At 58.4% G+C, this 25,430-nt stretch carries 29 protein-coding genes, 1 tRNA gene and 1 pseudogene; 11 read left to right on the top strand and 20 right to left on the bottom strand.

Annotated features, from left to right (window positions below; all coding sequences use genetic code 11):
* Window position 1: 1 nt before the first annotated feature.
* Both ASD70_RS03655 and ASD70_RS03650 read left to right on the top strand, forming a co-directional pair.
* The gene (locus tag ASD70_RS03655) at window positions 2-952 is read left to right on the top strand and encodes an alpha-E domain-containing protein (protein ID WP_046069119.1); all 951 of its coding nucleotides are present in this window, start codon (window positions 2-4) and stop codon (window positions 950-952) included.
* Window positions 949-1,749, top strand: coding sequence for a transglutaminase family protein (locus ASD70_RS03650; RefSeq protein ID WP_046069118.1), 801 nt, complete (start codon window positions 949-951; stop codon window positions 1,747-1,749). The genes ASD70_RS03655 and ASD70_RS03650 overlap by 4 nt, the downstream gene beginning before the upstream one ends.
* Before the next feature lie 19 nt (window positions 1,750-1,768).
* Here the strand turns inward: ASD70_RS03650 and ASD70_RS03645 are convergent, their stop codons facing one another.
* The gene (locus ASD70_RS03645) at window positions 1,769-2,575 is read right to left on the bottom strand and encodes a c-type cytochrome (RefSeq protein WP_056845688.1); all 807 of its coding nucleotides are present in this window, start codon (window positions 2,573-2,575) and stop codon (window positions 1,769-1,771) included.
* A gap of 652 nt (window positions 2,576-3,227) precedes the next feature.
* Here ASD70_RS03645 and ASD70_RS03640 point away from each other — a divergent pair.
* The 3 genes from ASD70_RS03640 (at window position 3,228) to ASD70_RS03630 (ending at window position 7,434) form a co-directional block, all read left to right on the top strand.
* Complete coding sequence (locus tag ASD70_RS03640; RefSeq protein WP_056845676.1) at window positions 3,228-4,433, top strand: acetyl-CoA C-acetyltransferase; 1,206 nt, start codon at window positions 3,228-3,230, stop codon at window positions 4,431-4,433.
* Window positions 4,434-4,449: 16 nt separating this feature from the next.
* Window positions 4,450-6,597: a 3-hydroxyacyl-CoA dehydrogenase NAD-binding domain-containing protein gene (locus ASD70_RS03635; protein ID WP_056845675.1), complete on the top strand. Its 2,148-nt coding sequence runs from the start codon at window positions 4,450-4,452 to the stop codon at window positions 6,595-6,597.
* Between the two features lie 93 nt (window positions 6,598-6,690).
* Window positions 6,691-7,434 (top strand): amidotransferase, encoded by a 744-nt coding sequence (locus ASD70_RS03630; protein ID WP_043047168.1) that lies wholly within the window; start codon window positions 6,691-6,693, stop codon window positions 7,432-7,434.
* Here the strand turns inward: ASD70_RS03630 and ASD70_RS03625 are convergent.
* The 3 genes from ASD70_RS03625 to ASD70_RS03615 all read right to left on the bottom strand — a co-directional run bounded on the left by ASD70_RS03625 (window position 7,412) and on the right by ASD70_RS03615 (window position 10,190).
* Entirely contained in the window at window positions 7,412-8,383 is a 972-nt protein-coding gene (locus ASD70_RS03625; RefSeq protein ID WP_043047199.1) for a magnesium and cobalt transport protein CorA, read from the bottom strand. The two genes, ASD70_RS03630 and ASD70_RS03625, sit on opposite strands and share 23 nt — an antisense overlap.
* Window positions 8,384-8,541: 158 nt before the next feature.
* Window positions 8,542-9,285, bottom strand: coding sequence for a 1-acylglycerol-3-phosphate O-acyltransferase (locus ASD70_RS03620; RefSeq protein WP_046069114.1), 744 nt, complete (start codon window positions 9,283-9,285; stop codon window positions 8,542-8,544).
* Window positions 9,286-9,497: 212 nt separating this feature from the next.
* Window positions 9,498-10,190 (bottom strand): crotonase/enoyl-CoA hydratase family protein, encoded by a 693-nt coding sequence (locus ASD70_RS03615; RefSeq protein WP_056845674.1) that lies wholly within the window; start codon window positions 10,188-10,190, stop codon window positions 9,498-9,500.
* A gap of 321 nt (window positions 10,191-10,511) precedes the next feature.
* Here ASD70_RS03615 and ASD70_RS03610 point away from each other — a divergent pair.
* Window positions 10,512-10,601, top strand: a tRNA-Ser gene (locus ASD70_RS03610).
* A 177-nt stretch (window positions 10,602-10,778) separates the two neighbouring features.
* Here the strand turns inward: ASD70_RS03610 and ASD70_RS03605 are convergent.
* The 3 genes from ASD70_RS03605 to ASD70_RS03595 form a co-directional block, all read right to left on the bottom strand.
* Window positions 10,779-11,069 carry a type II toxin-antitoxin system RelE/ParE family toxin gene (locus ASD70_RS03605; RefSeq protein ID WP_046071629.1) on the bottom strand — a complete coding sequence of 97 codons (291 nt, stop codon included), beginning with the start codon at window positions 11,067-11,069 and terminating at the stop codon, window positions 10,779-10,781.
* A complete protein-coding gene (locus ASD70_RS03600) occupies window positions 11,032-11,295 on the bottom strand; it encodes a CopG family ribbon-helix-helix protein (RefSeq protein WP_046071630.1) in 264 nt (87 codons plus the stop codon). Before ASD70_RS03600 ends, ASD70_RS03605 begins: the two co-directional genes overlap by 38 nt.
* A gap of 207 nt (window positions 11,296-11,502) precedes the next feature.
* On the bottom strand, window positions 11,503-11,772 hold the full coding sequence (locus tag ASD70_RS03595) for a hypothetical protein (protein ID WP_046071631.1): 270 nt from the start codon (window positions 11,770-11,772) through the stop codon (window positions 11,503-11,505).
* A gap of 339 nt (window positions 11,773-12,111) precedes the next feature.
* Between ASD70_RS03595 and ASD70_RS03590 the strand changes: the two genes are divergently transcribed.
* Both ASD70_RS03590 and ASD70_RS03585 read left to right on the top strand, forming a co-directional pair.
* Window positions 12,112-12,345 (top strand): DUF4160 domain-containing protein, encoded by a 234-nt coding sequence (locus ASD70_RS03590; RefSeq protein WP_056845673.1) that lies wholly within the window; start codon window positions 12,112-12,114, stop codon window positions 12,343-12,345.
* Between the two features lie 3 nt (window positions 12,346-12,348).
* Window positions 12,349-12,807 (top strand): DUF2442 domain-containing protein, encoded by a 459-nt coding sequence (locus ASD70_RS03585; RefSeq protein WP_056845672.1) that lies wholly within the window; start codon window positions 12,349-12,351, stop codon window positions 12,805-12,807.
* Window positions 12,808-12,859: 52 nt separating this feature from the next.
* Here ASD70_RS03585 and ASD70_RS03580 read toward each other — a convergent pair whose 3' ends face one another.
* From ASD70_RS03580 to ASD70_RS28065, 6 genes and pseudogenes are all read right to left on the bottom strand, one after another.
* Window positions 12,860-13,900, bottom strand: coding sequence for a DMT family transporter (locus ASD70_RS03580; RefSeq protein WP_056845671.1), 1,041 nt, complete (start codon window positions 13,898-13,900; stop codon window positions 12,860-12,862).
* Window positions 13,901-13,970: 70 nt separating this feature from the next.
* Window positions 13,971-14,306 carry a hypothetical protein gene (locus tag ASD70_RS03575; protein WP_046071635.1) on the bottom strand — a complete coding sequence of 112 codons (336 nt, stop codon included), beginning with the start codon at window positions 14,304-14,306 and terminating at the stop codon, window positions 13,971-13,973.
* A gap of 162 nt (window positions 14,307-14,468) precedes the next feature.
* Entirely contained in the window at window positions 14,469-15,047 is a 579-nt protein-coding gene (locus ASD70_RS03570; RefSeq protein ID WP_046071636.1) for a DUF4337 domain-containing protein, read from the bottom strand.
* A gap of 54 nt (window positions 15,048-15,101) precedes the next feature.
* The gene (locus ASD70_RS03565) at window positions 15,102-15,467 is read right to left on the bottom strand and encodes a DUF2784 domain-containing protein (RefSeq protein WP_046071637.1); all 366 of its coding nucleotides are present in this window, start codon (window positions 15,465-15,467) and stop codon (window positions 15,102-15,104) included.
* A gap of 51 nt (window positions 15,468-15,518) precedes the next feature.
* Window positions 15,519-15,887: a helix-turn-helix domain-containing protein gene (locus ASD70_RS03560; RefSeq protein WP_056845670.1), complete on the bottom strand. Its 369-nt coding sequence runs from the start codon at window positions 15,885-15,887 to the stop codon at window positions 15,519-15,521.
* Window positions 15,829-16,080: pseudogene (locus ASD70_RS28065) on the bottom strand (type II toxin-antitoxin system RelE family toxin); the annotation flags it as partial. The pseudogene ASD70_RS28065 and the gene ASD70_RS03560, both read right to left, overlap by 59 nt.
* Before the next feature lie 224 nt (window positions 16,081-16,304).
* Here ASD70_RS28065 and ASD70_RS03555 point away from each other — a divergent pair.
* Entirely contained in the window at window positions 16,305-16,994 is a 690-nt protein-coding gene (locus ASD70_RS03555; protein WP_056845669.1) for an HAD-IA family hydrolase, read from the top strand.
* Window positions 16,995-17,056: 62 nt separating this feature from the next.
* Here the strand turns inward: ASD70_RS03555 and ASD70_RS03550 are convergent, their stop codons facing one another.
* Window positions 17,057-17,803 carry a 3-oxoacyl-ACP reductase family protein gene (locus ASD70_RS03550; RefSeq protein WP_046071640.1) on the bottom strand — a complete coding sequence of 249 codons (747 nt, stop codon included), beginning with the start codon at window positions 17,801-17,803 and terminating at the stop codon, window positions 17,057-17,059.
* A 106-nt stretch (window positions 17,804-17,909) separates the two neighbouring features.
* Between ASD70_RS03550 and ASD70_RS03545 the strand changes: the two genes are divergently transcribed.
* Window positions 17,910-18,833: a LysR family transcriptional regulator gene (locus tag ASD70_RS03545; protein ID WP_056845668.1), complete on the top strand. Its 924-nt coding sequence runs from the start codon at window positions 17,910-17,912 to the stop codon at window positions 18,831-18,833.
* 116 nt (window positions 18,834-18,949) lie between these two features.
* Here ASD70_RS03545 and ASD70_RS03540 read toward each other — a convergent pair whose 3' ends face one another.
* The 3 genes from ASD70_RS03540 to ASD70_RS03530 form a co-directional block, all read right to left on the bottom strand.
* Window positions 18,950-19,678, bottom strand: a complete 729-nt coding sequence (locus ASD70_RS03540; RefSeq protein ID WP_056845667.1) for an aspartate/glutamate racemase family protein — start codon at window positions 19,676-19,678, stop codon at window positions 18,950-18,952.
* Between the two features lie 13 nt (window positions 19,679-19,691).
* Window positions 19,692-21,221 (bottom strand): NCS1 family nucleobase:cation symporter-1, encoded by a 1,530-nt coding sequence (locus ASD70_RS03535; RefSeq protein ID WP_056845666.1) that lies wholly within the window; start codon window positions 21,219-21,221, stop codon window positions 19,692-19,694.
* A 412-nt stretch (window positions 21,222-21,633) separates the two neighbouring features.
* On the bottom strand, window positions 21,634-22,368 hold the full coding sequence (locus ASD70_RS03530; RefSeq protein WP_046071643.1) for a phosphoadenylyl-sulfate reductase: 735 nt from the start codon (window positions 22,366-22,368) through the stop codon (window positions 21,634-21,636).
* A 148-nt stretch (window positions 22,369-22,516) separates the two neighbouring features.
* Between ASD70_RS03530 and thrH the strand changes: the two genes are divergently transcribed.
* Window positions 22,517-23,134, top strand: a complete 618-nt coding sequence (gene thrH / locus ASD70_RS03525; protein WP_056845665.1) for a bifunctional phosphoserine phosphatase/homoserine phosphotransferase ThrH — start codon at window positions 22,517-22,519, stop codon at window positions 23,132-23,134.
* A gap of 43 nt (window positions 23,135-23,177) precedes the next feature.
* Here thrH and ASD70_RS03520 read toward each other — a convergent pair whose 3' ends face one another.
* From ASD70_RS03520 to pabB, 3 genes are all read right to left on the bottom strand, one after another.
* Window positions 23,178-23,534: a helix-turn-helix domain-containing protein gene (locus ASD70_RS03520; RefSeq protein ID WP_046071645.1), complete on the bottom strand. Its 357-nt coding sequence runs from the start codon at window positions 23,532-23,534 to the stop codon at window positions 23,178-23,180.
* The gene (locus ASD70_RS03515) at window positions 23,534-23,836 is read right to left on the bottom strand and encodes a type II toxin-antitoxin system HigB family toxin (protein ID WP_046071646.1); all 303 of its coding nucleotides are present in this window, start codon (window positions 23,834-23,836) and stop codon (window positions 23,534-23,536) included. The genes ASD70_RS03520 and ASD70_RS03515 overlap by 1 nt, the downstream gene beginning before the upstream one ends.
* Window positions 23,837-24,062: 226 nt before the next feature.
* On the bottom strand, window positions 24,063-25,406 hold the full coding sequence (pabB, locus tag ASD70_RS03510; protein WP_056845664.1) for an aminodeoxychorismate synthase component I: 1,344 nt from the start codon (window positions 25,404-25,406) through the stop codon (window positions 24,063-24,065).
* Between the last annotated feature and the right edge of the window lie 24 nt (window positions 25,407-25,430).

The following is a 25,430-nucleotide window of genomic DNA, read 5'->3' as shown; positions in this document are numbered from 1 at the left end:
CATGTTGAGTAGAACTGCCTCGGATTTGTACTGGATGTCGCGCTATCTGGAACGTGCCGAAAACCTCGCACGCATGCTCGACGTCAGCTATTCACTGTCGCTGATGCCCCAGGATGGGCGCGGCGACGGACTGCACGAACTGGCCATGCCGTTGTTGATCACCGGCACCCTGGAGGATTACCACGAGCGCCACGGCCAATTGCATGCCGAACGCCTGCTGCACTTCTTCGCGCTGGATGCCGCTAACCCGGCCAGTATCTACAGTTGTCTGGGCGCTGCACGGGCCAGCGCCCATGCGGTACGTGGGCGAATCACCGCTGACATGTGGGAAAACATCAACGCCACCTGGCTGGACATTCGCGATATCGCCCAGCAGGGGCTGAGCCGATACGGCATGAGCCGGTTTTGTGAGTGGGTCAAGGAGCGTTCCCATCTGTTCCGCGGCGCCACCTACGGCACCATCATGCGTAACGATGCCTTCCGCTTTATCCGCCTGGGCACCTTTATCGAGCGCGCCGATAACACCTTGCGCCTGCTGGATGCGCGCTACGAAATGGCCGGCGACCAGGCCGCGTCGGTCAGCGATGGCACGGCTCACGCGTATTACCAATGGAGTGCACTGCTGCGTGCGTTGTCGTCGTTCGAGGCCTACACCGAGATTTATCGTGATGCGCCGGGGTCCCGGCAAGTGGCTGAACTGCTGCTGTTACGCGCCGATGTCCCGCGCTCGCTGCGGGCCTGCAGCGAGGAAATCGACCAAGTGCTCGCCAGCCTGCCTGGCCTCAACGGCCGCCCGGCCCAGCGCCTGGCCGCCGAGATGGACGCGCGCCTGCGCTTTACCGCGATCGACGAAATCCTCGAGGAAGGCCTGCATGCCTGGCTGACCGACTTTATCCCCTTGGTCCGCCAATTGGGCGACGCCATCTACAGTTCCTACCTGGAGGCGGCATGAGACTCTCCATCAGCCACGAAACCACCTACCACTACCAAGACCAAGTGCGCGCCAGCATCCAGTACCTGCGGCTCACGCCCCATGACAGCGAACGCCAGCACGTATTGAGCTGGCAGCTCGACCTGCCACGCCCGGTGCGGGCGCAGGTGGACCCCTTCGGTAATATCCTGCATGTGCTGACCCTGGACGAACCTCACGACGCCATTATCATCGGCGCCCGTGGCCAGGTGGAGATCGACGAGTTGCGCGAGGCCGAACACGAAAGCCAGTCTGCCTGGCCGTTCCTGCGCTGCACGCGTCTGACCGAGCCCGATGAAGCCCTGCGCCGGTTTGCCGAGCAGCATTGCCACCAGCGTCGCGACCGCACGGCGCTCATTGACCTGATGCAGGCCCTCAACCAAGCGATGATCTACACGCCGGGGGCTACCGAAGTCGACACCTGTGCCGCCCAGGCCTTTGCAGGCGCTGCGGGCGTGTGCCAGGACCATACCCATGCATTTCTCGCCTGCGCACGCAGCCTGGGAGTTCCTGCGCGGTATGTGTCGGGGTATTTGTACACCGAAGACTGCGCACATCTGGCCAGTCACGCCTGGGCCGAAGCCTGGCTGGATGACGCCTGGTACAGTTTTGACGTGACCAACCAACTGGCCCGGCCGGAGCGGCACTTGAAACTGGCCGTGGGCCTGGACTACCTCGACGCCTGCCCGGTACGCGGTATGCGCCGTGGGGGCGGGCATGAGCAGATGCATGCCAAGGTATTCGTGGCACCGACCGTGGTTTCAGTGCAGCAGCAATAACTTTTGAATTGCTCCAGACTTAAGGTTGGTGCTTGCGCCCCGCCATATGCTGCAAATACTCGACCAGCATATCCAGCTCGTTATCCGGCAATACACTGGCAGCAAACGCCGGCATCTTTGCCTGTGGCCAGTGCCTCAGGCTTTGCGGGTCACGGATATAACGCTTGAGGAAATCACCGCCGAAATACTCGGTGGGGTTGTAGGGAATGTTCAGGTCCGGTCCCACTTGGGCATCGCCGGCACCGTTGAGGCGGTGGCAGGCCAGGCAGTTCTTCTGGAACAACGCAAAGCCTTGGTTGATCGGGTCATTTGCGGCCAGTTTCGGGTCGGGCAACAACGCGGGAAAACGTTCGGCAACCGTCTGCAATTGCTTGATTCTGGATACCTGGAAGGGCCACTGTTCCGGGCTGATGTGCCCGGCTTCGGGTTGGGTCCACACCAGGTAAAACGGCCCGGCGCTCGGTTTGCCTTGCGCCAGGGCGGGCCATGGATGAGCCGGGTCTTCCACCGCCAACCAGGCGCGGGCACCGGTCTTTTCCAACAACGGCGCGGCAGACAGTTCGGCGGCGAAACCATCCAGGGCAACCGCTTGCAAGTGGCTCGCAGGGTTCAGGTCCGGCAGGAGCACCGCCAGGGGTACCGCGCGATAGGTCATGTCGCGCTTGTAGGACACGTCATCGACGATCTGTACCGTCTGTGCCTGCGGGTGCTTGAGCAGATCGGCGGTCTGCCAGGTCCGGCTGGTGTGGTCCAAGTCGATGGTGAGTTGCGCAGCGGCTGCAGGAAGGTTCAGCAGCAGGGCAAATAAGGCGAGGATCGATTTCAAGGCAGCGGCCCGATGCAAGGTGGCGATGGCGCTCACGATACCGGAAATTGACAGGTAAAAAAGACAGCGCCCGCAACGGCAGTGCTAAGCGCACTGTTCCGGCAGGTGCTGCCAAAAGCTGCAGGCCTGGTGCTGTATATGCACGGCTTCTGGGGGGCGGGGCGTCACCCGAGCACCTTGGTTAGGTTGGGCAAGATCAGAATCAGTGTGGTGGCGAACAGAATAAGTCCTGCCTGACGTACTTTCGAATGTTTGAACATGGCTGACTGCCTATTTGTTGTTATTCCTGAGCGTCAAATGCGTGCCGTTTTATTCCAGTATCGCGAGCTGACGTTGCACTTTTCTTACAGCTGCTCCAGCAAGACCCGGCAGCAGCGCCCTACAGGTTCAACCTTAGAGCGCGCGTTCGACTTCGCTTAGATCCATTTCATATCAGCTAATCAGCATTTGCGCTAAAAAAGGCATGAGGCTTATTGCCATCTTGGCGCCAGCCCTAGGGCTAGACAGCTAAAACGTTTAATCAGGCATTTTCCGTAGCTACCTACCGTTCGTCCGAGCGAGGGGGTCAAAAGCATTGAGCGCATCCGTCATTGAAACCGTGTCAATCGGGCCTAAGGTAAGGGGCATACACCCACAGCGGCTCGAGGATGTCATGACCCAAGCTTTGATCTTTGATGCGGTACGCACGCCCCGGGGCAAGGGCAAGGCCGACGGTGCCCTGCACAGCGTCAAGCCGGTAAACCTGGTGGCCGGCTTGCTCAATGCGCTGGCGCAACGCAGCGAGCTTGATACGCGCCAGGTGGATGACATCGTGCTCGGCTGCGTCACTCCCGTGGGCGACCAGGGCGCCGATATCGCCAAGACTGCCGCGTTGGCAGCGGACTGGGACATCAGCGTCGCCGGCGTCCAGGTCAATCGCTTTTGTGCCTCGGGCCTGGAGGCGGTCAACCTGGGCGCGATGAAGGTGCGTTCAGGCTTCGAAGACCTGGTCGTCGTCGGCGGCGTCGAATCCATGTCCCGGGTACCCATGGGCAGCGATGGCGGCGCCTGGGTGCTCGACCCGCAAACCAATATGCACAGCCACTTCACGCCCCAAGGTATCGGCGCCGACCTGATCGCCACCCTGGAAGGCTTCAGCCGCCAGGATGTGGACGCCTTTGCCCTGCAGTCCCAGCAGAAAGCCGCCCGGGCACGGGCGGACGGTTCCTTCAACAAGTCGCTGATCGCAGTGCAGGACCAGAACGGTATCGTGCTGCTGGACCATGACGAGTTTATCCGCGGCGGCTCCACCCTTGAGGGCTTGGGCAAGCTCAAGCCCAGCTTCGAAATGATGGGCCAGATGGGCTTCGACGCCACCGCACTGCGGGTCTACAGCCATGTGGAGCGCATCCAGCATGTGCACACTCCGGGCAACAGCTCCGGCATCGTCGACGGCGCCGCATTGATGTTGATCGGCTCTGAGGCCAAAGGTCGCGAACTCGGCCTGCAACCGCGGGCGCGCATTGTTGCCACGGCCGTGACCAGCACCGACCCGACCATCATGCTCACCGGCCCGGCGCCAGCCACTCGCAAGGCCCTGGCCAAGGCCGGCCTGCGGGTTGAAGACATCGACCTGTTCGAGGTCAACGAAGCGTTCGCCTCGGTGGTGCTCAAGTTTATCAAGGACATGGGCATCGACGCCGCCCGGGTCAACGTCAACGGCGGCTCCATCGCCATGGGCCACCCGCTTGGCGCCACCGGTTGCGCGATCCTCGGCACCTTGCTCGATGAGCTGGAGGTGCGTCAGCAACGCTACGGCCTGGCCACGCTCTGTGTCGGCGGCGGCATGGGTATCGCCACCATTATCGAACGCCTCTGAGCCTAAGGAATCTGTCATGACCGACGCCATTCGTTACGAAAAAGGCCAGGACCAGATCGTGGTGCTGACCCTGGACATGCCCGGCCAGAGCGCCAACACCATGAACGCAGCGTATCGCGAGGCCATGGCGGCCACCGTCACGCGCCTGGAGGCAGAAAAAGACGGCATCGCCGGGGTGGTGATCACCTCTGCCAAAAAGACCTTTTTTGCCGGTGGCGATCTCAATGAACTGATCAAGGTCGACAAGGCTCACGCCAAGGATTTCTACGCCAGCGTGCTGGTGTTGAAGGCGCAGTTGCGGCGCCTGGAAACCCTCGGCAAGCCGGTGGTGGCTGCGATCAATGGCGCGGCCTTGGGCGGCGGCTGGGAGATCTGCCTGGCCTGCCATCATCGGGTCGCGCTGGACGACAAAGCTGTTCAGCTCGGCCTGCCGGAAGTCACCCTTGGTCTGTTGCCGGGCGGTGGCGGGGTAGTGCGCATGGTGCGCATGCTGGGCCTGGAAAAAGCCCTGCCGTACTTGCTCGAGGGTAAAAAAGTCCGGGCCGCCCAGGCCCTGCAAGCAGGTTTGATTGATGAGCTGGCGGCTGATCGTGATGAGCTGCTGAGCAAGTCACGGGCCTGGATTCTCGCTAATCCTGAGGCAAAGCAACCGTGGGACAACAAGGCGTATCAGATCCCAGGTGGTACGCCGTCAAATCCCAAAGTCGCGCAGATGCTCGCCATTGCCCCATCGATTTTGCGCAGCAAAACCAATGGCTGCTTCCCGGCGCCGGAGAAAATCCTCTGCGCCGCCGTGGAAGGCGCCCAGGTGGACTTCGATACCGCGCACCTGATCGAAACCCGCTACTTCACCGAACTGGTGACCGGGCAAGTGGCGAAAAACATGATCGGCACCTTCTGGTTCCAGCTTAATGAAATCAACGCCGGCAGCTCGCGGCCCCAGGGTTTTGCCCCTTACGTCACACACAAGGTCGGTGTGCTCGGGGCCGGGATGATGGGCGCCGGCATTGCGTATGTCAGCGCTTGTGCCGGCATCGACGTGGTGCTCAAGGACATCAACCTCGCTGCCGCCGAGAAAGGCAAGGCACACTCGGCAGCGTTGCTGGACAAGAAGGTCAGCCGTGGGCAATTGACCGCCGAGCAGCGGGAAACCACCCTGGCGCGCATTCATCCGACGCAGGATGATACTGATCTGGCCGGCTGCGACCTGATCATCGAGGCGGTGTTCGAAGACCGCGAACTCAAAGCCAGGGTCTCGGCCGCCGCACAAAGCGTGGTCGGTGCCGACGCAGTGATCGCCTCCAACACCTCCACCTTGCCGATCAGCGGCCTGGCCACGGCAGTCCCCGATCAAGCCAAGTTTATCGGCCTGCACTTCTTCAGCCCCGTGGACAAGATGCCCCTGGTGGAAATCATCAAGGGCGCCCACACCAGCGACGAAACCCTGGCCCGAGGTTTCGACTTCGTCCTGCAAATCAAGAAAACCCCGATTGTGGTCAATGACAGTCGTGGCTTCTTCACTTCGCGGGTGTTTGGCACGTTCACCAACGAAGGCATCGCCATGCTCGGCGAAGGCGTGGCCGCGCCGATGATCGAAACCGAAGCGCGCAAGGCCGGCATGCCGGTGGGGCCGCTGGCGGTGTCCGATGAAGTTTCCCTCAGCCTGATGAGTCATATCCGACAGCAAACCGCCAAGGATCTACAGGCCGAAGGTAAGGCACTGCCGAACCATCCGGCGACCGCGGTGATCGATTTGCTTGTGAACGAATACAAGCGCACGGGCAAGGCGGCGGGCGGCGGTTTTTACGATTATCCAGCCGGTGGCCAGAAGCAGCTGTGGCCCGAGTTGAAAAACCGCTTCGAACAGCCCGACAAGCGCATTTCAGCTCAGGACGTGCGCGACCGCTTGCTATTTATTCAGGCCATTGAAACCGTACGTTGTGTGGAGGAGGGCGTGCTGATGTCCACGGCTGACGCCAACGTCGGTTCGATCTTCGGCATTGGTTTTGCCGCGTGGAGTGGCGGGGCGTTGCAGTTTATCAACCAGTACGGGCTGGACGACTTTGTCGCCCGCGCCCGTTACCTGGCCGAGCAGTATGGCGAGCGCTTCTCGCCGCCGGCTTTGTTGCTGGAGAAAGCGGCACAGGGGGAAGTGTTCCGCTGAGCAAAATGTGGGAGGGGGAGCTTGCCTTGAGGGTGTATTTCAAGGCAGGCTCTGGGGTGTGCAATATTCCCATCGCCGTGTCAGGTATTTTTTATGTCGCTACGCGTCTGCATCCTGGAAACCGATATCCTGCGTCCAGGCTTGATCGATCAGTACCAAGGTTACGGGCAGATGTTCAAGCGCCTGTTCGCCAAGCAACCGATTGCCGCCGAATTTGTCGTCTATAACGTTGTGCAGGGCGAATACCCGCCGGATGATGAAGTGTTTGACGCATACCTGATCACTGGCAGCAAGGCCGATTCCTTTGGCACCGACCCTTGGATCCAGACCCTCAAGACCTATGTGCTCGAGCGCTACGAGCGCGGTGACAAGCTGTTGGGTATCTGCTTCGGTCATCAACTCCTGGCATTGCTGCTCGGCGGCAAGACTGAGCGCGCGAGCCAAGGCTGGGGCATGGGCATCCATGACTACAAGCTGGATGCCAAGGCCCCGTGGATGAGCCCCGAGGTGCCGGAACTGACGCTATTGATCAGTCACCAGGACCAGGTCACGACCTTGCCGGAAAATGCCACGGTCATTGCCTCCAGTGAGTTTTGCCCGATTGCCGCTTACCACATCGGTGACCAGGTGTTGTGCTTCCAGGGGCACCCTGAATTTGTCCAAGACTATTCCCGCGAGTTGTTGGAGATTCTTCAGACAACCCTGGGGGAAAAGGTTTACACCAACGGCGTTGCCAGCTTGGAACGCGACCACCACGGCGCAACCGTGGCGGAGTGGATGATGCGTTTTGTCGCCCACAAGCCGGACGCCAGCGTTAAAGCCAGCCCGAACGCTTGAAGCTGGCCCATAAACCTGTGCAGCCCAGCGCAATAAACCCGAGCACCGCAAAATAGCCGTAGTGCCATTGCAGCTCGGGCATGTTCTGGAAGTTCATCCCATAAATCCCCGCCACTGCCGTGGGGAATGCCAGGATCGCCGCCCACGCGGCGAACTTGCGCTGCACTACGCTCTGGCGCGAGGCCTCCAGTAACACACCGATCTCGATGGTCTGGCTGGCGATATCGCGCAGGGTGGTGAGGTCTTCCATCTGCCGCGTTACATGGATCTGCACGTCGCGAAAGTATGGGCGCATGTTCTTGTCGATAAACGGAAAGCTCAGCTTCTGCAGCTCCTGGCTGATCTCCACCATCGGTGCCACATAACGCTTGAGCCGCAGCACGTCGCGGCGCAGGCCGTGCAGGTTCTGGATATCGCCCTCGCTCAGCGAACTGCACAGCACATTGCGCTCCAGCTCATCAATCTCCGCATGGATCGCCTCGCTCACCGGCTGGTAGTTTTCGGTGACGAAATCCAGCAGCGCATAGAGTACGAAGTCTTCCCCATGCTCCAGCAACAGTGGTCGCGCTTCACAACGTTGGCGCACAAAACCGTAGGACGCAGAATGACCATTGCGTGCGGTGATGATGTAGCCGTTGCCGGCAAAGATATGGGTTTCGATAAACTCCAGCTTGCCGTTCTCACGAACTGGTGAGTAGGTGACGATAAACAGCGCGTCGCCGAAGGTTTCCAGCTTCGGGCGGCTGTGCTTTTCCATGGCGTCTTCGATGGCCAGTTCGTGCAGGTTGAACTGGCGTTGCAGGTTGTTCAACTCCTGGGCGCTGGGCTCTTCCAGGCCGATCCACACAAAGTGTCCGGGTTTGGCGGCCCAGGCCGCGCCTTCATCGAGGGTGATATCCGAGACTTTCTTTCCGGCACTGTAGACGGCGGCCGCAACAACTCTACCCATGGTGCTGATCACTTCTTATCAAGAGGACAGATGTTGGGCAGCTTAGCCTGAATGACGTTCCGTTGTTGCTGGCAGACATTGCCCATTCCCTTGTAGGAACGAGCTTGCTCGCGAAGATCATCAACGATGACGCAGCGCTATCAGGTGACCCGCGTCGCCTATTCGGTTTTCGCGAGCAAGCTCGCTTCTACAAGTTCGCGGTCCATCAGGGCAATGCACTCATCCATCTGCGTCTGACAGGTCATCATTAACTGAGGGATGTCGTCCACTGTCAGGCCAATCGTAGGAGTCGGCGGCAGCGAACGTATGAGCACATCCCCACTGTCCCAACGATTGAGCTTCATCTGCTTCACATAAGTGCTGACACACACCGGCACGATCGGCACGCCGGCCGCAATTGCCATATGGAACGCGCCTTTCTTGAACGGCAACAACCCGTTGCCCAGGTTGCGCGTGCCTTCGGGGAACACCCAGATCGAGGTGTCCTCATGCTGCAACGTATGGGTGGTGGTGAGCATGGCACGCCGCGCCTTGTGTGCATTGCCACGGTCGATCAGCACATTGCCCGCCAGCCAGAACAACTGGCCGAACAGCGGCACCCATTTCAGGCTTTTCTTGGCGATGCACACCGTGCGATGCGGCACCACATTGCCTAACACAAACAGGTCATAGTTGGACTGATGGTTGGCGATCACCACACAGGTACCGGGTTTGTTGCGCAGCGAATCCACATCCGTCTTCACGTTCAGGCGCAGAATCCACATGGCTGGCAACGCATAGAGGCGGGCGCAGAGACGACTGTTATCCGGGTTAAACGGCCGGCACACACCGATAAGCACGCCCAATACCCCGGCGACCATAAAGTGCAGGCTCATCAACAACATACGTAACAGAAACAGCATCGACACGGCCTATTGGGACAAAAGGTGGCGCAGTGTACGGATGTACACTGTATTCGGCAATTGCCCCTACAGATGTAGGAGATAGGCGATGTTTAAGCGCATGTTTCCACATATGCCGATAAAGGCCGTCTAGAGCGGTTACAGATGTTTCAGGTTTATTTGTAAGAAAAAGCCCGACTCTAGGTCGGGCTTTAATCAAGCAGGTGTGGGAATTAACCCAGGTTGTGGCCCTGATCCTGGATGATTGCTTCGTCCAGGGCTTCCAGCAGTGCGCGACGCACTTTCAACTTGGTGTGCTTGTGGGCGTTCATGTTGATCTTCTTCAACTGACGCGCCGCTTCCAACGCTGCAGCGTGCAACTCTTCCGGCGCCACCACCTTATCCAGGAAGCCGGCTTGCAAAGCGCCTTGCGGATCAAACATTTCGGCATTGATCACCGACCGATGAAATGCCGACTTGCGCAGACGATCCCGCGCCAGCTCGATACCAGCGTGATGCATGGTCATGCCGATTGCCACTTCATTCAGACCAATGCTGAACGGGCCTTCCACGCCAATGCGGTAATCCGCCGACAACAATAAAAACGCGCCCTTGGCCACCGCATGCCCAGGGCACGCCACGATCACCGGGAACGGATGCGCCAACAAACGCCGCGCCAGGGTCGAGCCCGACGTCACCAGGCTGATCGCTTCTTTAGGGCCGGCGGTCATCACCTTCAAATCATAACCACCCGACAAAATTCCCGGCGTACCCGTGATGATCACCACCGCCCGATCCTTCTCGGCCTGATCCAGCGCAGCGTTGAATTCGCTCACCACCGCCGGAGAAATGGCATTCACCTTGCCGTTGCTCAAGGTCAGGGTCGCGATACCGTCTTCGAAATGGTAGGCAATCAACTCACTCATGACGCGGTTCCTTGTAGGGCTTGTTATAGAGAGAATGCAGCAGACGTTACCCACCACGCCCTCGCGGGTAAAGCGCTGTGACTGACTACCCGGTCAGGCTTTTCCTCAATCCCCAAGGGTAGACGCCCCGCGGCACAGCGCAGCAGTCCCGCAAAACCGGCGCCGGGCCTGCCCAAGAATGGCAGAAACACCGCCCGTTATCAGGCGCGCCACGGCATAACCGTCTAACCGCATGAAAATTCTGAAAAAAACCTTTGCCATCAGAAAGGCTTTCGACTACATTAGCGCGCCTCGACAGACTGAACTGGTTTGCCGAGATACGGTGAAGTGTCCGAGTGGCTTAAGGAGCACGCCTGGAAAGTGTGTATACAAGAAATTGTATCGAGAGTTCGAATCTCTCCTTCACCGCCAAATTTGAAACGACAAAACCCCTGAAAACGTTAAAGTTTTCAGGGGTTTTGTGTTTTCAGAGGGTCAAAAAAGGCTCTTATCGGAACATCCATGGGAACACGGGCATTTGTTGAATGCTTAGGATGCGCTGCCGCATGCCGATGACGTCCAGGCTGTCACGCTGTAGAGCGCTGGTGATTACCAGTCTTCAGAGCGCTCCATGCGCTGATGCAGGATGCGCAGAATCTGTATTATTCCGTGAGCAAGACGATAGGGGGCGATGAAAGGAAATCCGGACAGGATCAGTTCTCTGACATCTGGAATTTGGGAGGGCCTGCCCAAACCTGTAAATGTTTCCAGCTGCTCAAGCGCCTCAATGATTTGAGCCACGACCCCTTCGGCGGCTTCTGCCCCCAAGCGTGACTCATAGTATTCGTAGATCGACTCTAGATCACTGTTCGCCTTTTCCGTCAACGCGATTTTTGGCACGGTTTACCCACTTAGCCTTTACGGCGTCCATATCTATGAGGTTGCCTGCCTCTGCGTCTGCGATACCTTCAGCGATCGCGTTGATATGCCATGACTCGGCCTCAACGTAACGAGCCAAGGCGCGCTTGAGGTGATATTGGCGGTCGCGATCCGTTGCCAATGACAACTGATCAAGCTGTTCAACCAATTCCTCTTCCACGCGAAATGACAGCACGGGTGATGCCATAAAAGACTCCTCAATCTCACTCGTATACATCGTATACAGATGTTGGGAATGTATACTTTTACACGCATGCCTAACAGTGATTTTTATAAAAAATAGACGAGTGAATCGTTAATCTCGACCCCACCAAATTTGAATCAAACGAACCCTCTGGCTCGGAAGAAGCTAGAGGGCTTGTGGTTTTTGAGTTTGAAAACTTAGTTTTTCAGGTCATATGCTCGGCGCATCCATCCGTCGTCCAATAACATCGAGCAAATCGCACCCGTCCCGCAGAGGAATTGAGCAGAGCAGCGCAAAATCACTGAGCACCACCGCATCACTACTGATTTCACTACGTAGAGCAAGGTTTTCAAGGACCTGTGTAACGGCACGAAGTCGATAGGTCGCGGCGTCGAGGAGTATTTCCAGCGGCACGGTGGTATCGACAAAAAGGGCAGGGGTGGCGCTGTCGTTGCTGGTGAGGGCTATGTATTGGTTCATGCGTAATTCCACAAGACAAATATAAAAACAACGAAGGCTTTTCACGCTAAGCCGTCAAAGATGGCAGCCGCATGAAAATAACGCCGTCTACGTTCCGTCTTGTTTTCGAGTCGCCAAACTCGGCCGCCGTATGGGCGACCGGGTGACTATAGACATTGCGATTTTGAAACGGGAGCCCCACATTTCTGCTTGGCCTGTAGGACGTTGCTCGTATGAACGGCTCTTGTTGCGGCTTCTTGTCTAGTCGTCTCAGGGTGCCGAAGGAATCGTAGAGTCTTGGCGTATGGGATTAAAAAGTGAGGTTGTGCTAGAGAAAATATTTCTCTAGCATCTTCCGTCATGGCTACCCTTCACACTGAACGAAACTGGAAAATAAAAATCTATCCCGACGACCACGCGCCGCCGCATTTCCACGTGCAGACGCCGGATGGTGAGTCGCTGGTTCAGATAGAAGGGCTTGTTGTGCTCGGTACAGGCGCCGAGAAGAAAGCCTTGAAAGCTGCCCTGCTTTGGGCAAAAGCTCATATCGCTGATCTTAAACGGGTATGGGATGAACAAAACCGGAGGGACTGACATATGACCAGCAAGCTTCGCATTTCTGCTGTGCAACCAGTTGCCGGCAAGCATGCCTTGGAGATCGAATGGAACAACGGTAAGCGACACACTGTTGACCTCACCGATCATATAAATACTTTTCCTGTGCTTACACCACTCTTGGATTTGGCGCTATTCAGCCAAGTGGTAGTGGGTGAGTGGGGCTTTGATGTGACATGGGGTAATGACCTGGAACTGTCCGCTGTCACGTTGCACCGCCTGGCGTTGGAGCAATCTGGTGAAGTCATGCTGACCCAGGATTTCAGAAAGTGGATGCTCAGTAACAATTTATCCCTTTCCGCAGCTGCTGTTGAACTGGGCTTTTCTCGTAGGACTATCACCGCGTACAGCAGTGGTGCAGCGCTGATTCCCAAGCATGTCGGGTTGGCATGCAGGGGGTGGGAGTATGAGCATAAAGGCTACACGGGCCACCACGCTTAAACGGGCCTGCTCTCCACCAGGGCGGCCAATAGAGCCGCCCTGATACATCCGCTCAATGCCTATGCCGATGATGCACATCCGGAAAATGCGCATGGCTATGCCTCATCACACCATGAACATGCACATGACTATGGGCCTCCTTCGGATCCCACTCAAACCCATGCTCATGCTGATGATGCTCATCATGCACATGCCGATGCCCATGTTCCGTCGCTTCATGCAGATGCTCATGGGCATGCCGTTCCGTCAGGTGCAGCCACACACCCACGGCCATCAGCGCCGAAGCAATCCAGAACGCCAGGGTCACCGACTCTCCAAACACCAGCAAGGCCACTGCGGCACCGAGGAAGGGCGCCGTCGAGAAGTAGGCGCCGGTGCGCGCACTGCCCAGCCCGCGTAGCGCCAGCACGAACATTACCAGGCTGATGCCATAGCCGAGGAGCCCAACCAGCAGGATAGGCGCCAGTTGCGCCACGCCGGGAATCTGCGCCCCGAGGTAAAGCGCGAGGCTGCAATTTACCAGCCCTGCAATCAAGCCCTTGGCTGCAGCGATAAACACCGCGTCAGATGCAGAGACCTTGCGCGTCAGGTTGTTATCGATCCCCCAGCACAAACACGCCAGCGCAACGGCAAGTGGCCCGGTCCAATCCTGGCTGCTAACGCCAGCGCCGGTCCAGGACAACACCACGCCGCCCAGCACAATAGTGAGCATGCCAAGGATGATGCGGCGGTCTGCGTTTTCTCGGAATACGACCCAGGCGATCACGGCGGTCAGCACCGATTCAAGGTTGAGCATCAGCGAGGCGGTGGCGCTGGCGGTACGTGTCAGGCCGAACATAAGGGCGACAGGGCCGAGGATGCCGCCGAAGGCGATGGCGCCAAGTAGCCAGGGCCATTCCGACGGGGTGAGCCCGGTGGGTGCCCAACCGCGATCGCGGATCAGGCGTGCGCCGGCAAGGCCTATGCCGCTGCCGAGGTAAAGCAGGCCCGCAAGTAGTATGGGTGAGAGGCCCAGGCCGAGGCTTTTGGCGAGCGGGGTGCTGGCGCCGAACAGCGCGGCGGCGGCGAGGGCGTAAACGATACTGAGGTTCATGGGCCATCCTCGGGAAGTCCGGCCCATGATACGTCGCTTGCCGGGCTCGGCGCCCTGGCTATTTCGTGCTTTATTGCGCGGTTTTCAGCTTGATCACATCACCAGAAATCTTGGTGGTGTAGCCGTTCAGTACCCAGGCCCAGAACCACTTTTCCTGCACTTGGGTGTTGATCAGCGCGTCGCCGCCCTTGGCCTTGATGGCGGCATTCTGAGCGCGTACGAAACGGTTGTTCTGGCCGATTGGGATAACGCCCAGCAGCATGATGCCGGTGGCGCTGGCTTCGCTGTGGCCGAGGACGGTGTATTGGCTGGCGTCGTATTGCGGGGTTTTCATGGCGGTGCCGGTGCAACCTGCCAGGGTGAAACCGAGAACGGCTGCTGCAACTACTTTACTGACGTATTTCACTTGTAACTCCATGGACTCAATCTCGAGACTCAATTCTCGAGGGGCGACACTCTAAGCGCTGAGCAGGCAGATTGAAATCAATCGGCCAAGGTTTCATGTGTAGGTGGCGGCTGTCAGGCCGCCATCGGGAGCAAGCTCCCTCCAACATTTGCCCGCATTGGGTCAGAGATGCAGCGATGCCAGGCTGCCCAGCACCACAGCCACTGCGCCTGCCGTGTACGACATGCGTTTGAGCCACTCCTTACGCGTGAGCAAGGTAATCGCCGCCAACGAAATCGCGATCTGAATTGCTGTCATTGCCTGGGCCCAGCGATGGTGCTGGTGCAGTGCCTGCTCGGATTTCTGATCCCATTCCCGTGACGTGGCCTCCAGCTTCTCGGCTTGCCTGCGCACGTCTTCCTTCTGGTGTTTGTAGCGCTCTATCTCATCCGTGTAGTGCGCCGCATCTACGCCGGGAATATGGGTGGCTAGTTCTGCCAGGTTCTGGCGGCTGGATTTGGCCTGGTAGTAATTCCATTGGTTGGCAGCTTCGGTCTTGATGATGGCGGCGTTGTTCTTGTCCATCGCAGCTGTGCTTTCGCTGGAGCCGGCCTGGTAGCTGAGCATGGCGCCGACGGTAGCCATGATGGCGGTCATCACGGCAATGCGGCTGGCGAAGGTGTCGCCGCGACCGTGGGCATGTTCGGTAGTGTGTTCGAGGTGTTTTTCGTGAGGGCTGGGAACTTCGAAGGCTTCGGACATGGCGGCGTCTGCGAACGGATTGAGGAGGGCTGATTCTTCACCAGCGCAGCTGTCTCAAGCCTGTACGTAACGCCGGATAACCCGCCCGTACACCGCCAGGTTAACCAACACCACCACGGCTCCCAGCGCCAGCTGAATATTCGCGGTCAGGCCGGCGGGGTAGATCAGCGTCAGGATGTAGTGCTCGATAAACCCGTCACCATAACCGTCCTGCCCGGCCAGGTGGCGCAACAGGTTTTCCCAACGGGTGAGCGGGCAGGGCAGGTGCAGCACCTCCACAGCGATGCCCCAGGCAACGGCGGGCAAATGCAGGCACATCACTCGGGGCCATTTCAGGGTGAGCAGGCCGCCGAACAGCACGAACAGGATAAAGGTCAGGTGAAACAGCACGAGGCCGTCGGCGGCTAAACGATAGAGCATGCTTGAGCTCGATTTGAGGTTAAAGGGCGCGCGAATCTTGCAGGATCATGTTTATATCTCCAGTTGACTGGCATTGATACCGAACGCCTTGGCAATTTTTTCCCGCGTGGTCCGTCGAGGTTTATTGACCGCCTCTTGCTGGGCAAAGGCAGGTTGTGAAATACCCAGGCGCCTGGCGACTTCTTCCTGGGTCAGGTTCAGATGTTCGCGCCAAGCCCGGATAGGTGTCGCGCCATCCACCAGGCGGCTGACTACCGCGTGGGGGATCAGGTTTTGATCGTTTTGCTGCGCTACATAGTGTTCATAGGGAATCACCACGAAGGCGGGCTTGCCCTGCGTATTGTGGATGATCTGTACGGCAGTAGGTTCGCTCGTCACGTTTTTTAACCTCTTGGATGCTGACCACCTGGATGCTGCCATCCCAGTCGAAGAGGACGCGGTAATTACCTACCCGCAACCTATAGCTGTGAGGATGGTTTACCAGCGCCTTGACGTTGAGTGCATCGGGCATTCGCTCAAGAGCGGACACGGAATCGCGGACCTGTTGCTGATGGTACGAATGTAGCCGAAGCAATTGTTTGACGGATTTTCGCGTCCAGTGGATTGAATTCATCGGAGATTAATAAGTCTTTTATAAGGTTTGCAAGGTGTATTTTCCTGCGCGAGTCAATGGTTGATCGCTCTGCCTTGATAAACCCTAGACAGCCGCTGTGGGTGTCGGCTGGTGAACTGTTGCGTGGTATGAATTGGTCATCGTGGGCAACGAAGGTTGCTTGCAGGCAACGAGGGCCGCTATTGTGCTGAATCCTTTTAGTCTTACCCCAGGGTTTTGTTGTGATGAATGCACCGCGTACAGCAGTCGGTCCAATCAAGGCCGTAATTTTCGATATGGACGGGTTGTTGCTGGATACCGAAGGCATCTACACCGAAGTCACGCAGATCATTGCCGAGCGCTACGGCCGTACCTATGACTGGGGGATCAAGCAGCAGATCATTGGGCGGGGTGCCCAAGACCTGGCCGATTACGTGGTCAAGGCGCTGGACTTGCCGATCACACCCGCCGAGTTCCTGGAGATCCGCGAGCCGCTGATGAGCGAGCGCTTTCCAAAGGCCCTGGGTATGCCAGGCGCCGAGGCGTTGGTGCGGCATTTGAAGGCGCACAATATTCCGATTGCGGTGGGCACCAGTTCATCGCGCAACTCGTTTGGCCACAAGACCACCCTGCACCGCGAATGGTTTGGCCTGTTCGACACCATCGTTACGGCGGACGACCCGGAGGTCGGCGCTGCCAAGCCTGCGCCGGATATCTTCCTGACCGCCGCGCGCCGTCTGGGTGTGGCGCCGCAGGATTGCCTGGTGTTCGAAGACTCGCCGTTCGGCGTGACCGCGGCGAAGGCTGCCCATATGACTGCCATTGCAGTGCCCGATGAGGCGATGGCGGACAGCAAGTACCAGCATGCTGACCAGATCATCCGCAAGCTCGCGGATTTCGATTTGGCGGCCTATGGCCTGCCCCCCATGGCCTGATTCAACTCAGGGCAAAATGTGGGGGCTTGCTCCCACATTTGGTATTGCAGTTTTCCAAAAAACTAAGCGCTGAAGCCACCATCGATGGTCAGGCTGGCACCGGTGATGTACCCGGCTTCCGGCCCTGCCAGATACGCCACAAAGCTGGCAATCTCTTCCACATGCCCATAACGGCCCACCGCCATCAACCCGATCAAGCTTTCGGCAAAGTCACTGTTGGCCGGGTTCATATCGGTATCCACCGGCCCGGGCTGCACGTTATTGACGGTGATGCCTCGCGGCCCCAGGTCTCGTGCCAGGCCTTTGGTCAAGCCCACCAGTGCCGACTTGCTCATCGCATAAGGCCCGCCACCACCAAACGGCATGCGCTCGGCATTGGTGCTGCCGATATTGATCACCCGACCCCCTTCGCCCATATGCCTGGCGGCTTCCTGGGTGGCAATAAATACGCTACGCACGTTGATTGCCAGGGTCTGGTCGAAGTCTTCCAGCTTGAAATCTTCCAGTGGGGCGATGGCAAGCACGCCGGCGTTATTCACCAGGATATCCAGGCGCCCGAACGCTTCGACAGTGGCATTGACCGCATTGCGAATTGCCGTGGCATCAGCGCTGTCGGCTTGAATCGCCAGGGCTTTGCCGCCATCGCTGATCACGTCGTTCTGCAACGCTTCGGCCTTGGAGGCCGAGCTGACGTAGGTAAAGGCAACCGCTGCACCCTGCGCGGCGAGGCGCTTGACGATGGCGGCGCCGATGCCGCGGGAACCGCCTTGAATCAAGGCGACTTTGCCGATCAGATTTTGTGTGGTCATGTCGATCTCCGAGTAGTTGATGGACCGAGTATCGACCTCACCCACCCAAGCCGGTAGACCGCGATTGCTATAGTCTGTGTAAACCAAAAGTTTAGAGTGGGGCGATATGGAGAGCTTTGGCAGTATCGAATGCTTTGTGCGCAGCGCCGAGGGTGGCAGTTTTGCCGAGGCCGCCCGGCACCTGAGCCTGACCCCGGCAGCAGTGGGTAAAAGCGTTGCCAAACTGGAAGCACGCCTGGGTGTGCGGCTGTTCCAACGCAGTACCCGACGCCTCGCCCTGACCGAAGCCGGCAAGCTGTTCCTTGACGAGGTCAGCTCCAGCCTCACCACCATCCAGAATGCCGTAGCCAACCTGGCCAGTGCCGAAGGGCGGCCGGTGGGCACGCTCAAGGTCAGTATGGGCACAGTGGTCGGCTGCTTGTATATCGTGCCGCTGCTGGGTGAATTCCTGAAACGTTATCCCGATATCATTCCAGACTGGCATTTCGACAATCGCCAGGTCGACCTGATTGGCCAGGGCTTCGACGCGGCCATTGGCGGCGGCTTCGAGCTGCCCCAGGGCGTGGTGGCACGCAAGCTGGCGCCGGCTCATCGGGTGTTGGTGGCATCCCCTGCCTACCTGGCGGCACGCCCGGCGCTGTTACAGCCCGAGGATCTGGAGCGTTGCGACGGCATTCTGATTCGCTCACCGCAAACCGGGCGTGTGCGTTCCTGGCAACTGACTCATCGCAATGGCGAGCACGGTCCGCTGAACCTCAAGCCGCGCATGACCATGAGCGACTCCCAAGCCGCCTGCATCGCTGCCGACCATGGGCTGGGCATCGCGCTGGTGAGCATGCCGTTTGCTGTGCCCTGGCTGGCGAGCGGCAAGTTGTTGCGGGTATTGCCGGATTGGTATGTGAACGACGGCAATATTTGCATCTACTACGCCGAACATAAACTGCTGCCAGGCAAGACTCGGGCGTTCGTGGATTTCATCATCGAGCAGTTTGCCGAGCAGCAGTTAGGCCAAAGATTCAGTGCCATCTAACACCTTGCAGTGATCAAAATGTGGGAGGGGGCTTGCTCCCGATTGTGGTGGGTCAGCTATAGATAAGCTGGCTGATACACCGCTATCGGGAGCAAGCCCCCTCCCACATTTGATCTTCAGTGGCCGAACTTGCCGGGCCAACCAATGATCTTCTTGGGTCTTGGCTGCGCATACGTCCTGACTTTGGACGTCGACAACCCCAACCTCACCAACGACTCGGCAACCATCACCGCCGCCGTCACCCCATCCACCACCGGCACCCCAGTGCGCTGGCGAATCTGCTCGTCCAGTCCGGCCATGCCCCCACATCCCAGGCAGATCACCTCGGCCTTATCGTCGCGAATCGCCAGTTCCGCCTGGTGCACAATGGCCTCCATGGCAGCCAGCGGGTCTTCTTCCAGCTCCAGCACCGCCATACCGCTGGCGCGCACCGACGCACAACGCTGGTACAGGCCGGCGAGTTTCAGCCGGTCTTCAATCAGTGGCACGGTACGGTCCAGGGTGGTCACCACCGAGTAGGCATGCCCCAGAAACATCGCGGTGCTGGCGGCCGCTTCGGTAATATCCACCACCGGCACATTCAACAATTCCTGCAAACCTTCCCGACCATGTTCGCCATAGCCGGCCTGGATCACCGCATCGAACGGCTGATCGTAGGCCATCACCCGGTCCATCACGGCGATGGCCGCCAGGTAGCTTTCAAAATTACCCTCCACCGATTCGGCGCCGAAGTAGGGGGTGAGCCCGACAATCTCGGTGCCCGGTGACGCCACGGCACGTGCTTGCTGGGCAATGGTCTCGGTGATGGATTCGGTGGTGTTGACGTTGACCACGAGGATACGCATGGAAAGTCCTTGTTTAATGACTGACGTTATCGACGGCAATGCTTTCGCCGCTGACATCGGCGTAGAACGGCTGACGCTTGGCGATCAGCAGGTACAGCAACCCGGCGATGCCTGCGCCAAACAACCAGGAAAACGGTGAGACACTGGCAAACCCCGGCAATAGCGCCAGCAGGATGGCGATCACCGCAGCAGGAATGAACGCAGCCACCGCACGCATATTTATTCCACGGCTGTAGTAATAAATGCCTTGGGGGTCTTCGCTGTACAGCTGCGGCACATCCACCTGGCTTTTACGGATCAACCAGTAATCGACCATGATCACCCCGTACAACGGCCCCAGCAGTGCGCCCAGGCCAGAGAGGAAGTACACAATCACCAACGGGCTGTTGTAGAGGTTCCACGGCAGGATCAGCACGGCAACGAAGGCACTGATCAACCCGGCGCGGCGGAAATTCAGGTACTTGGGCGCCAGGTTGCTCAGCACAAAGGCCGGGGCGACGAAGTTGGCCATGATGTTCACCGCCACGGTGACGATCAGGAAGGCCAGGCAACCGAGTACCAGGAAGAAGGTGTTGGGGATCGCCGCAATGATCTCGGTGGGGCTTTCGATCACCCGGCCATTGAGTTGAAACTGCCCGCCGCACAGCAGCACGGTAATGGCGGCAAACACCAGGATATTTACCGGCAGCCCCCAGAAGTTGCCGACCTTGATGGTCTTTCGGCACGGAGAAGAGCGGGCGAAATCGCAGAAGTTGAGGATCAAGGTGCCATAGATCGCCAGCCACAAGGCGCCGCCAGCAAAGATATTGCGCCACATCTCGCCGCCGCTCAGTGGTTCGCGGATCGACCAGGCAATCACGCCGCCCGCCTGGAAGTACATCCAGCCGGCCAACGCAGCCACGGTCAGCAGAATTACCGGTCCGGCAAACCCTTCATAACGGCGCACCATCTCCATGCCATAGGCGAGGATCACCAACTGCACCAACCATATCGCCACAAAGCACGCCCAGCCCAGGGTCGACAAGCCGAGGATCGAGTTGTGGTCATAATCGGCAAAGCCCGGATGAATCGCCGTCAGTAACACGCGGAAAACCACCGATGCCAGGTAGGTCTGGATGCCGAACCAGGCGATCGCAATGACTGCGCGGATCAAGGCTGGAATCTGCGCGCCGTGGATACCGAAACTGATGCGGCTGATCACCGGAAACGGCACGCCGGTTTTCTGCCCCATGTACCCAGACAAGTTCATGAAAAAGTAAACCAGTGCCGCGCCGATCCCCAGGGACAGCAATATCTGCCAGCCGCCCAAGCCCAACGCATATAAGCCGATGGCAAATGAATAGTTGGCGATGTTGTGCACGTCATTGGTCCACAACGCAAAGATGCTGTAGCGCCCCCAGCGGCGGCCTTCAACCTTGGTGGGGGCCAGGTCCTTGTTGTGCAGGCGTGGGCTGAGTACCAGCGGGCCGGGGCTTGCAGCTGCGGGATTCAAGGTGGAGGAGGGCAGATCCAGTGCGATGTTGCTCGAGAGACTTGTACGCATTCCGGCAGGCTCCAGCACATCTGCAGCATAGCGGCGGATGGCAAAGTGTATGTAGGTTTTGTATTGATTGTATACAAAGCGTGCATTTCACTAAGCTACATGCGTGCCAGTTTTCGTTATATGAAAAACGTGGGTAATTTCGTTTTAATAGTACTCTTCAATAAACTACTGAATTAAAAGCAATATAAATTGACCGTTTGAACAGGTATTTATTTTTTATTGGGAATGAGGTGATTTGGGTGCGTGGGAACTAGCAGAGATGGATGTTACGTTTTGGTGCGCCAGAATATGAGTTGCACACAAAAATGGCACCGATGGTTACAAGGTTGTGTACATTTTATGCTGCGCACAAAACAAAATGTGGGAGAGAGCAAGCCCCCTCCCACATTTTTACCACACCAGTTTGCCAGGCTCATGCCTTGGTGATGATATTCCCCGCATGCAGCCCGCATTCTTTCTGTGTGGCTTCTTCCCACCACCAGCGGCCTTCGCGCTCATGCTGGTTGGGCAATACTGGCCGGGTGCAGGGCTCGCAGCCGATGCTGATAAACCCGCGCTCATGCAGGCTGTTGTAAGGCAGTTCCAGCATGCGGATATAACCCCAGACCTCTTCACTGGTCATCTGCGCCAGCGGGTTGAACTTGTACAAGGTACGTTCCGGGGTAGAGAACGCCGTATCGATTTCCAGCGCCGCCACCTGGCTACGGGTGCCGGGGCTCTGGTCGCGGCGCTGGCCGGTGGCCCAGGCACTTACACCTGCAAGCTTGCGGCGCAGCGGTTCGATCTTGCGGATGCCACAGCATTCGCCATGGCCGTCCTTATAGAAACTGAACAAGCCCTTTTCCTTGACGAAGGGTTCCAGTTTGCTCTGGTCCGGCGAGATCAGTTCGATGTCGATCTTGTAGAACTCACGCACCTGCTCGATAAACCGGTAGGTCTCCGGGTGCAGGCGGCCGGTGTCGAGGCTGAACACCTTGACGTTCTTGTTCAGCTTCCAGGCCATGTCCACCAGCACCACATCCTCGGCACCGCTGAAGGAAATCCATAGGTCATCGCCGAACTGGCTGAACGCCAGCTTGAGAATGTCCTGGGCAGACTTGTTGGCATAAGTCGTGGCGAGTTCAACGACGTCGAAGGCTTGGTTCATCAGGACGGTTCCTACAGGTCAGTGGCGCTGAGCGCTCTATAGGGGGCGATGGTATCAAATCTGTCCCGCGTTGCGGCGGCGTGCGTGAGTCGCTAGAGTTCGGCAGTCCTTTTGCCCGCTCAACTAATAAATTCAATGGGAGTGTCTTGTGGAAATTGCCTGTCTTGACCTGGAAGGGGTGCTGGTTCCGGAAATCTGGATCGCCTTCGCCGAAAAAACCGGTATTGAACCCCTGCGAGCCACCACGCGCGACATTCCCGACTACGACGTGCTGATGCAGCAGCGCCTGCGTATCCTCGACGAGCACGGGCTCAAGCTGGCCGATATCCAGGCAGTGATCGCCACTCTCAAGCCTTTGGACGGTGCCGTCGAATTCGTCAACTGGCTGCGCGAGCGTTTCCAGGTGGTGATCCTGTCCGACACCTTCTACGAATTTTCCCAGCCACTGATGCGCCAGCTGGGCTTCCCGACCTTGCTCTGCCACCGCCTGATCACCGATGAACACGACCGGGTGGTAAGCTATCAACTGCGTCAGAAAGACCCCAAGCGCCAATCGGTATTGGCGTTCAAGTCGCTTTACTACCGCGTGATCGCGGCCGGTGATTCCTACAACGACACCACCATGCTGGGCGAAGCTGATCGTGGGATCCTGTTCCATGCGCCGCAGAATGTGATGGATGAGTTTCCCCATTTCCCGGCGGTGCACACGTTTGAGGATTTGAAGCGGGAGTTCATCAAGGCGTCGAATCGGCAGTTGAGCCTGTAAGTTATCCAGCGAGGCGGAGGGCCCCATCGCGGGCAGTCACCGGCTACAGCCCTGCCAGCAACCGCTCATAAGGAATACTCAAGCCTTCATGCAGGCGCTTGATCATCGACAGGCTCAGCTTGCGCTTGTGGTTCAACACCTCGGATACCCGTCCGCTGGTGCCGATAAACGGCTCCAGGTCGCGGGCGGTCATGCCCAACTGCTCCATGCGAAACTTGATAGCTTCCACCGGATCCGAAGGGGGCATTGGATAATGCTCGGCTTCGTACTTCTCGATAAGAATTGCCAGGATTTCCAGCTCGTCACCTTCAGGCGAGCCGGGTGGTGCTCCCCATATCTGCTCGACCCGTGCGAGTGCAGCTGTCAGATCGTCCTGGGAGTGAATAGGTTTGATGTTCATCACGCAATCTCCGCGTTGATCTGGTCGTACTGAGCGTGGGTTCCCACAAAACGTATGAACCCTAGCTGTCGCTGATAGTCGATCGCCATGATCACTCGGTATTTGTTGCCACCGACGTTGAACACGACCCTGCCGCCTTTGAGAATGCTCGCTGTTCTAAGCTCTGCCTTGAGTGCTTGCGGCGTTGGATAGGTGGCTTTCTCCATGTGACGATACAACTCGACCAGCGGTATTTTGGCGTCGCTATAAGCTGAGTGGCTTTCCCAAAATATTCGTAGGGTAGAGAGAGCGATTATCCGCATCGCCTTAACCTCCCAGTTTGGGAGATCATAGGCGTGAGTGCTTGAATAGGCAATCTCGGAAATATTTTCAGACGAGGGGGCAGTCGCTTCATGTGGTCCTTCACAGATGGCGGGTGGACGGTGGATCCTGACGCTATCTGCAAGCGCCTATCCCGTCCACAGCGGTTCTAATTCAGGCTTTTTCTACTGGCCGCTCCTGCAAGCGAACCCCGGAAAGGGCTGTGCCCTACAAACTTTCCAAAGTCTGTAACAACACCCGTACCTTGGTCAGCGACTCCTGATACTCAGCCTGCCACTCTGAATCCGCCACAATCCCACCGCCGCCCCAGCAGCACACCTGCCCATCCTTGACGAGCAAGCTGCGGATGGCGATGGAGCTGTCCATCTCTCCGCGCACGTCCAGGTACACCAACGAGCCGCAGTACAGCCCGCGGCGGGTTGGCTCTAGCTCGTCGATGATCTGCATCGCGCGAATCTTCGGCGCGCCGGTAATGGAGCCGCCGGGGAAGCTGCCGGCGATGAGGTCCAGGGCGTCTTTGTCGTCGGCCAATACGCCGGTGACGCTGCTCACCAGGTGGTGCACGTTGGGGTAGCTTTCCAGGCTGAACAACTCCGGCACTTTCACCGAACCGATGCGGCAACTGCGGCCGAGATCATTGCGCAGCAGGTCGACGATCATCAGGTTTTCTGCGCGGTCCTTGGGGCTGGCCAGCAGTTCGGCGGCGTGGTCGGCATCCTCTGCGAGCGTTACACCGCGAGGGCGGGTGCCCTTGATCGGGCGAGTTTCGACCTGGCGGTCACTGATGCGTACAAAACGCTCCGGCGACAGGCTCAGTACCGCACCGTCATCGGGCAAACTCTGGAACCCGGAAAACGGCGTGGGGCAGGCTTCGCGCAGGACGCAATAGGCTACCCAGGGATCCCCCATACAGGGGGCGCGAAAGCGCTGGGCGAAGTTGACCTGATAGCAGTCGCCGGCCTGGATGTAATCCTGGATACGCACGATGGCTTGGCGGTAGGTCTCTGCGGTGAGGTCGGGCGCCATCGGGCCCTGGAGTTTGAACGTCGCAGAGGTGTCGACAGCCCCCTGGCTGAACAGCGCGATCAACCGTTGTCGTTCGCTATCGGCCAGCGTGGGATGAAACACCAGTTGGCTGCTTTGGGCCTGGTGGTCGCTGATCAGCGCCCAGGCGTACAGCCCGAAGCGCGCGTCCGGCAGGTGCAGGTCATCCATCGCCAGGTGCGGCATGTCCTCAAGGTGCCGGCCGAAGTCGTAGCTCAGGTAGCCTATCAAGCCTCCGGCGAACGGCAACTGTAAATCGGCGGGGATTGCGGCTTCACCCAATCGCGTGAGGTTTTCCCGCAAGCGTTGCAGGAAATCATTGCCGCTTTCGTCCGGCCCTACCGTCAAGGTCGCTTCGGGCCAGGCGCTGAGCAGGTCATAACGGCCGCGATCAGCCGTGGGGCGGCCGCTGTCGAGCAGCACCGCGCCAGGGGCATGGCGAATCGCCGCAAAATACTCGGCGGGGTTGGCCCGGTAGGGCAATGGGTGTACGGAGCAGGTCAACATGCGGGGTGGATCAGCTAATGGCGC

The sequence above is a fragment of the Pseudomonas sp. Root569 genome (assembly GCF_001427465.1).
In the GTDB taxonomy this organism is placed as follows: domain Bacteria; phylum Pseudomonadota; class Gammaproteobacteria; order Pseudomonadales; family Pseudomonadaceae; genus Aquipseudomonas; species Aquipseudomonas synxantha.
The sequence above is the reverse complement of the archived record's forward strand: the minus strand, read 5'-3'. Positions and strand labels throughout refer to the sequence as shown.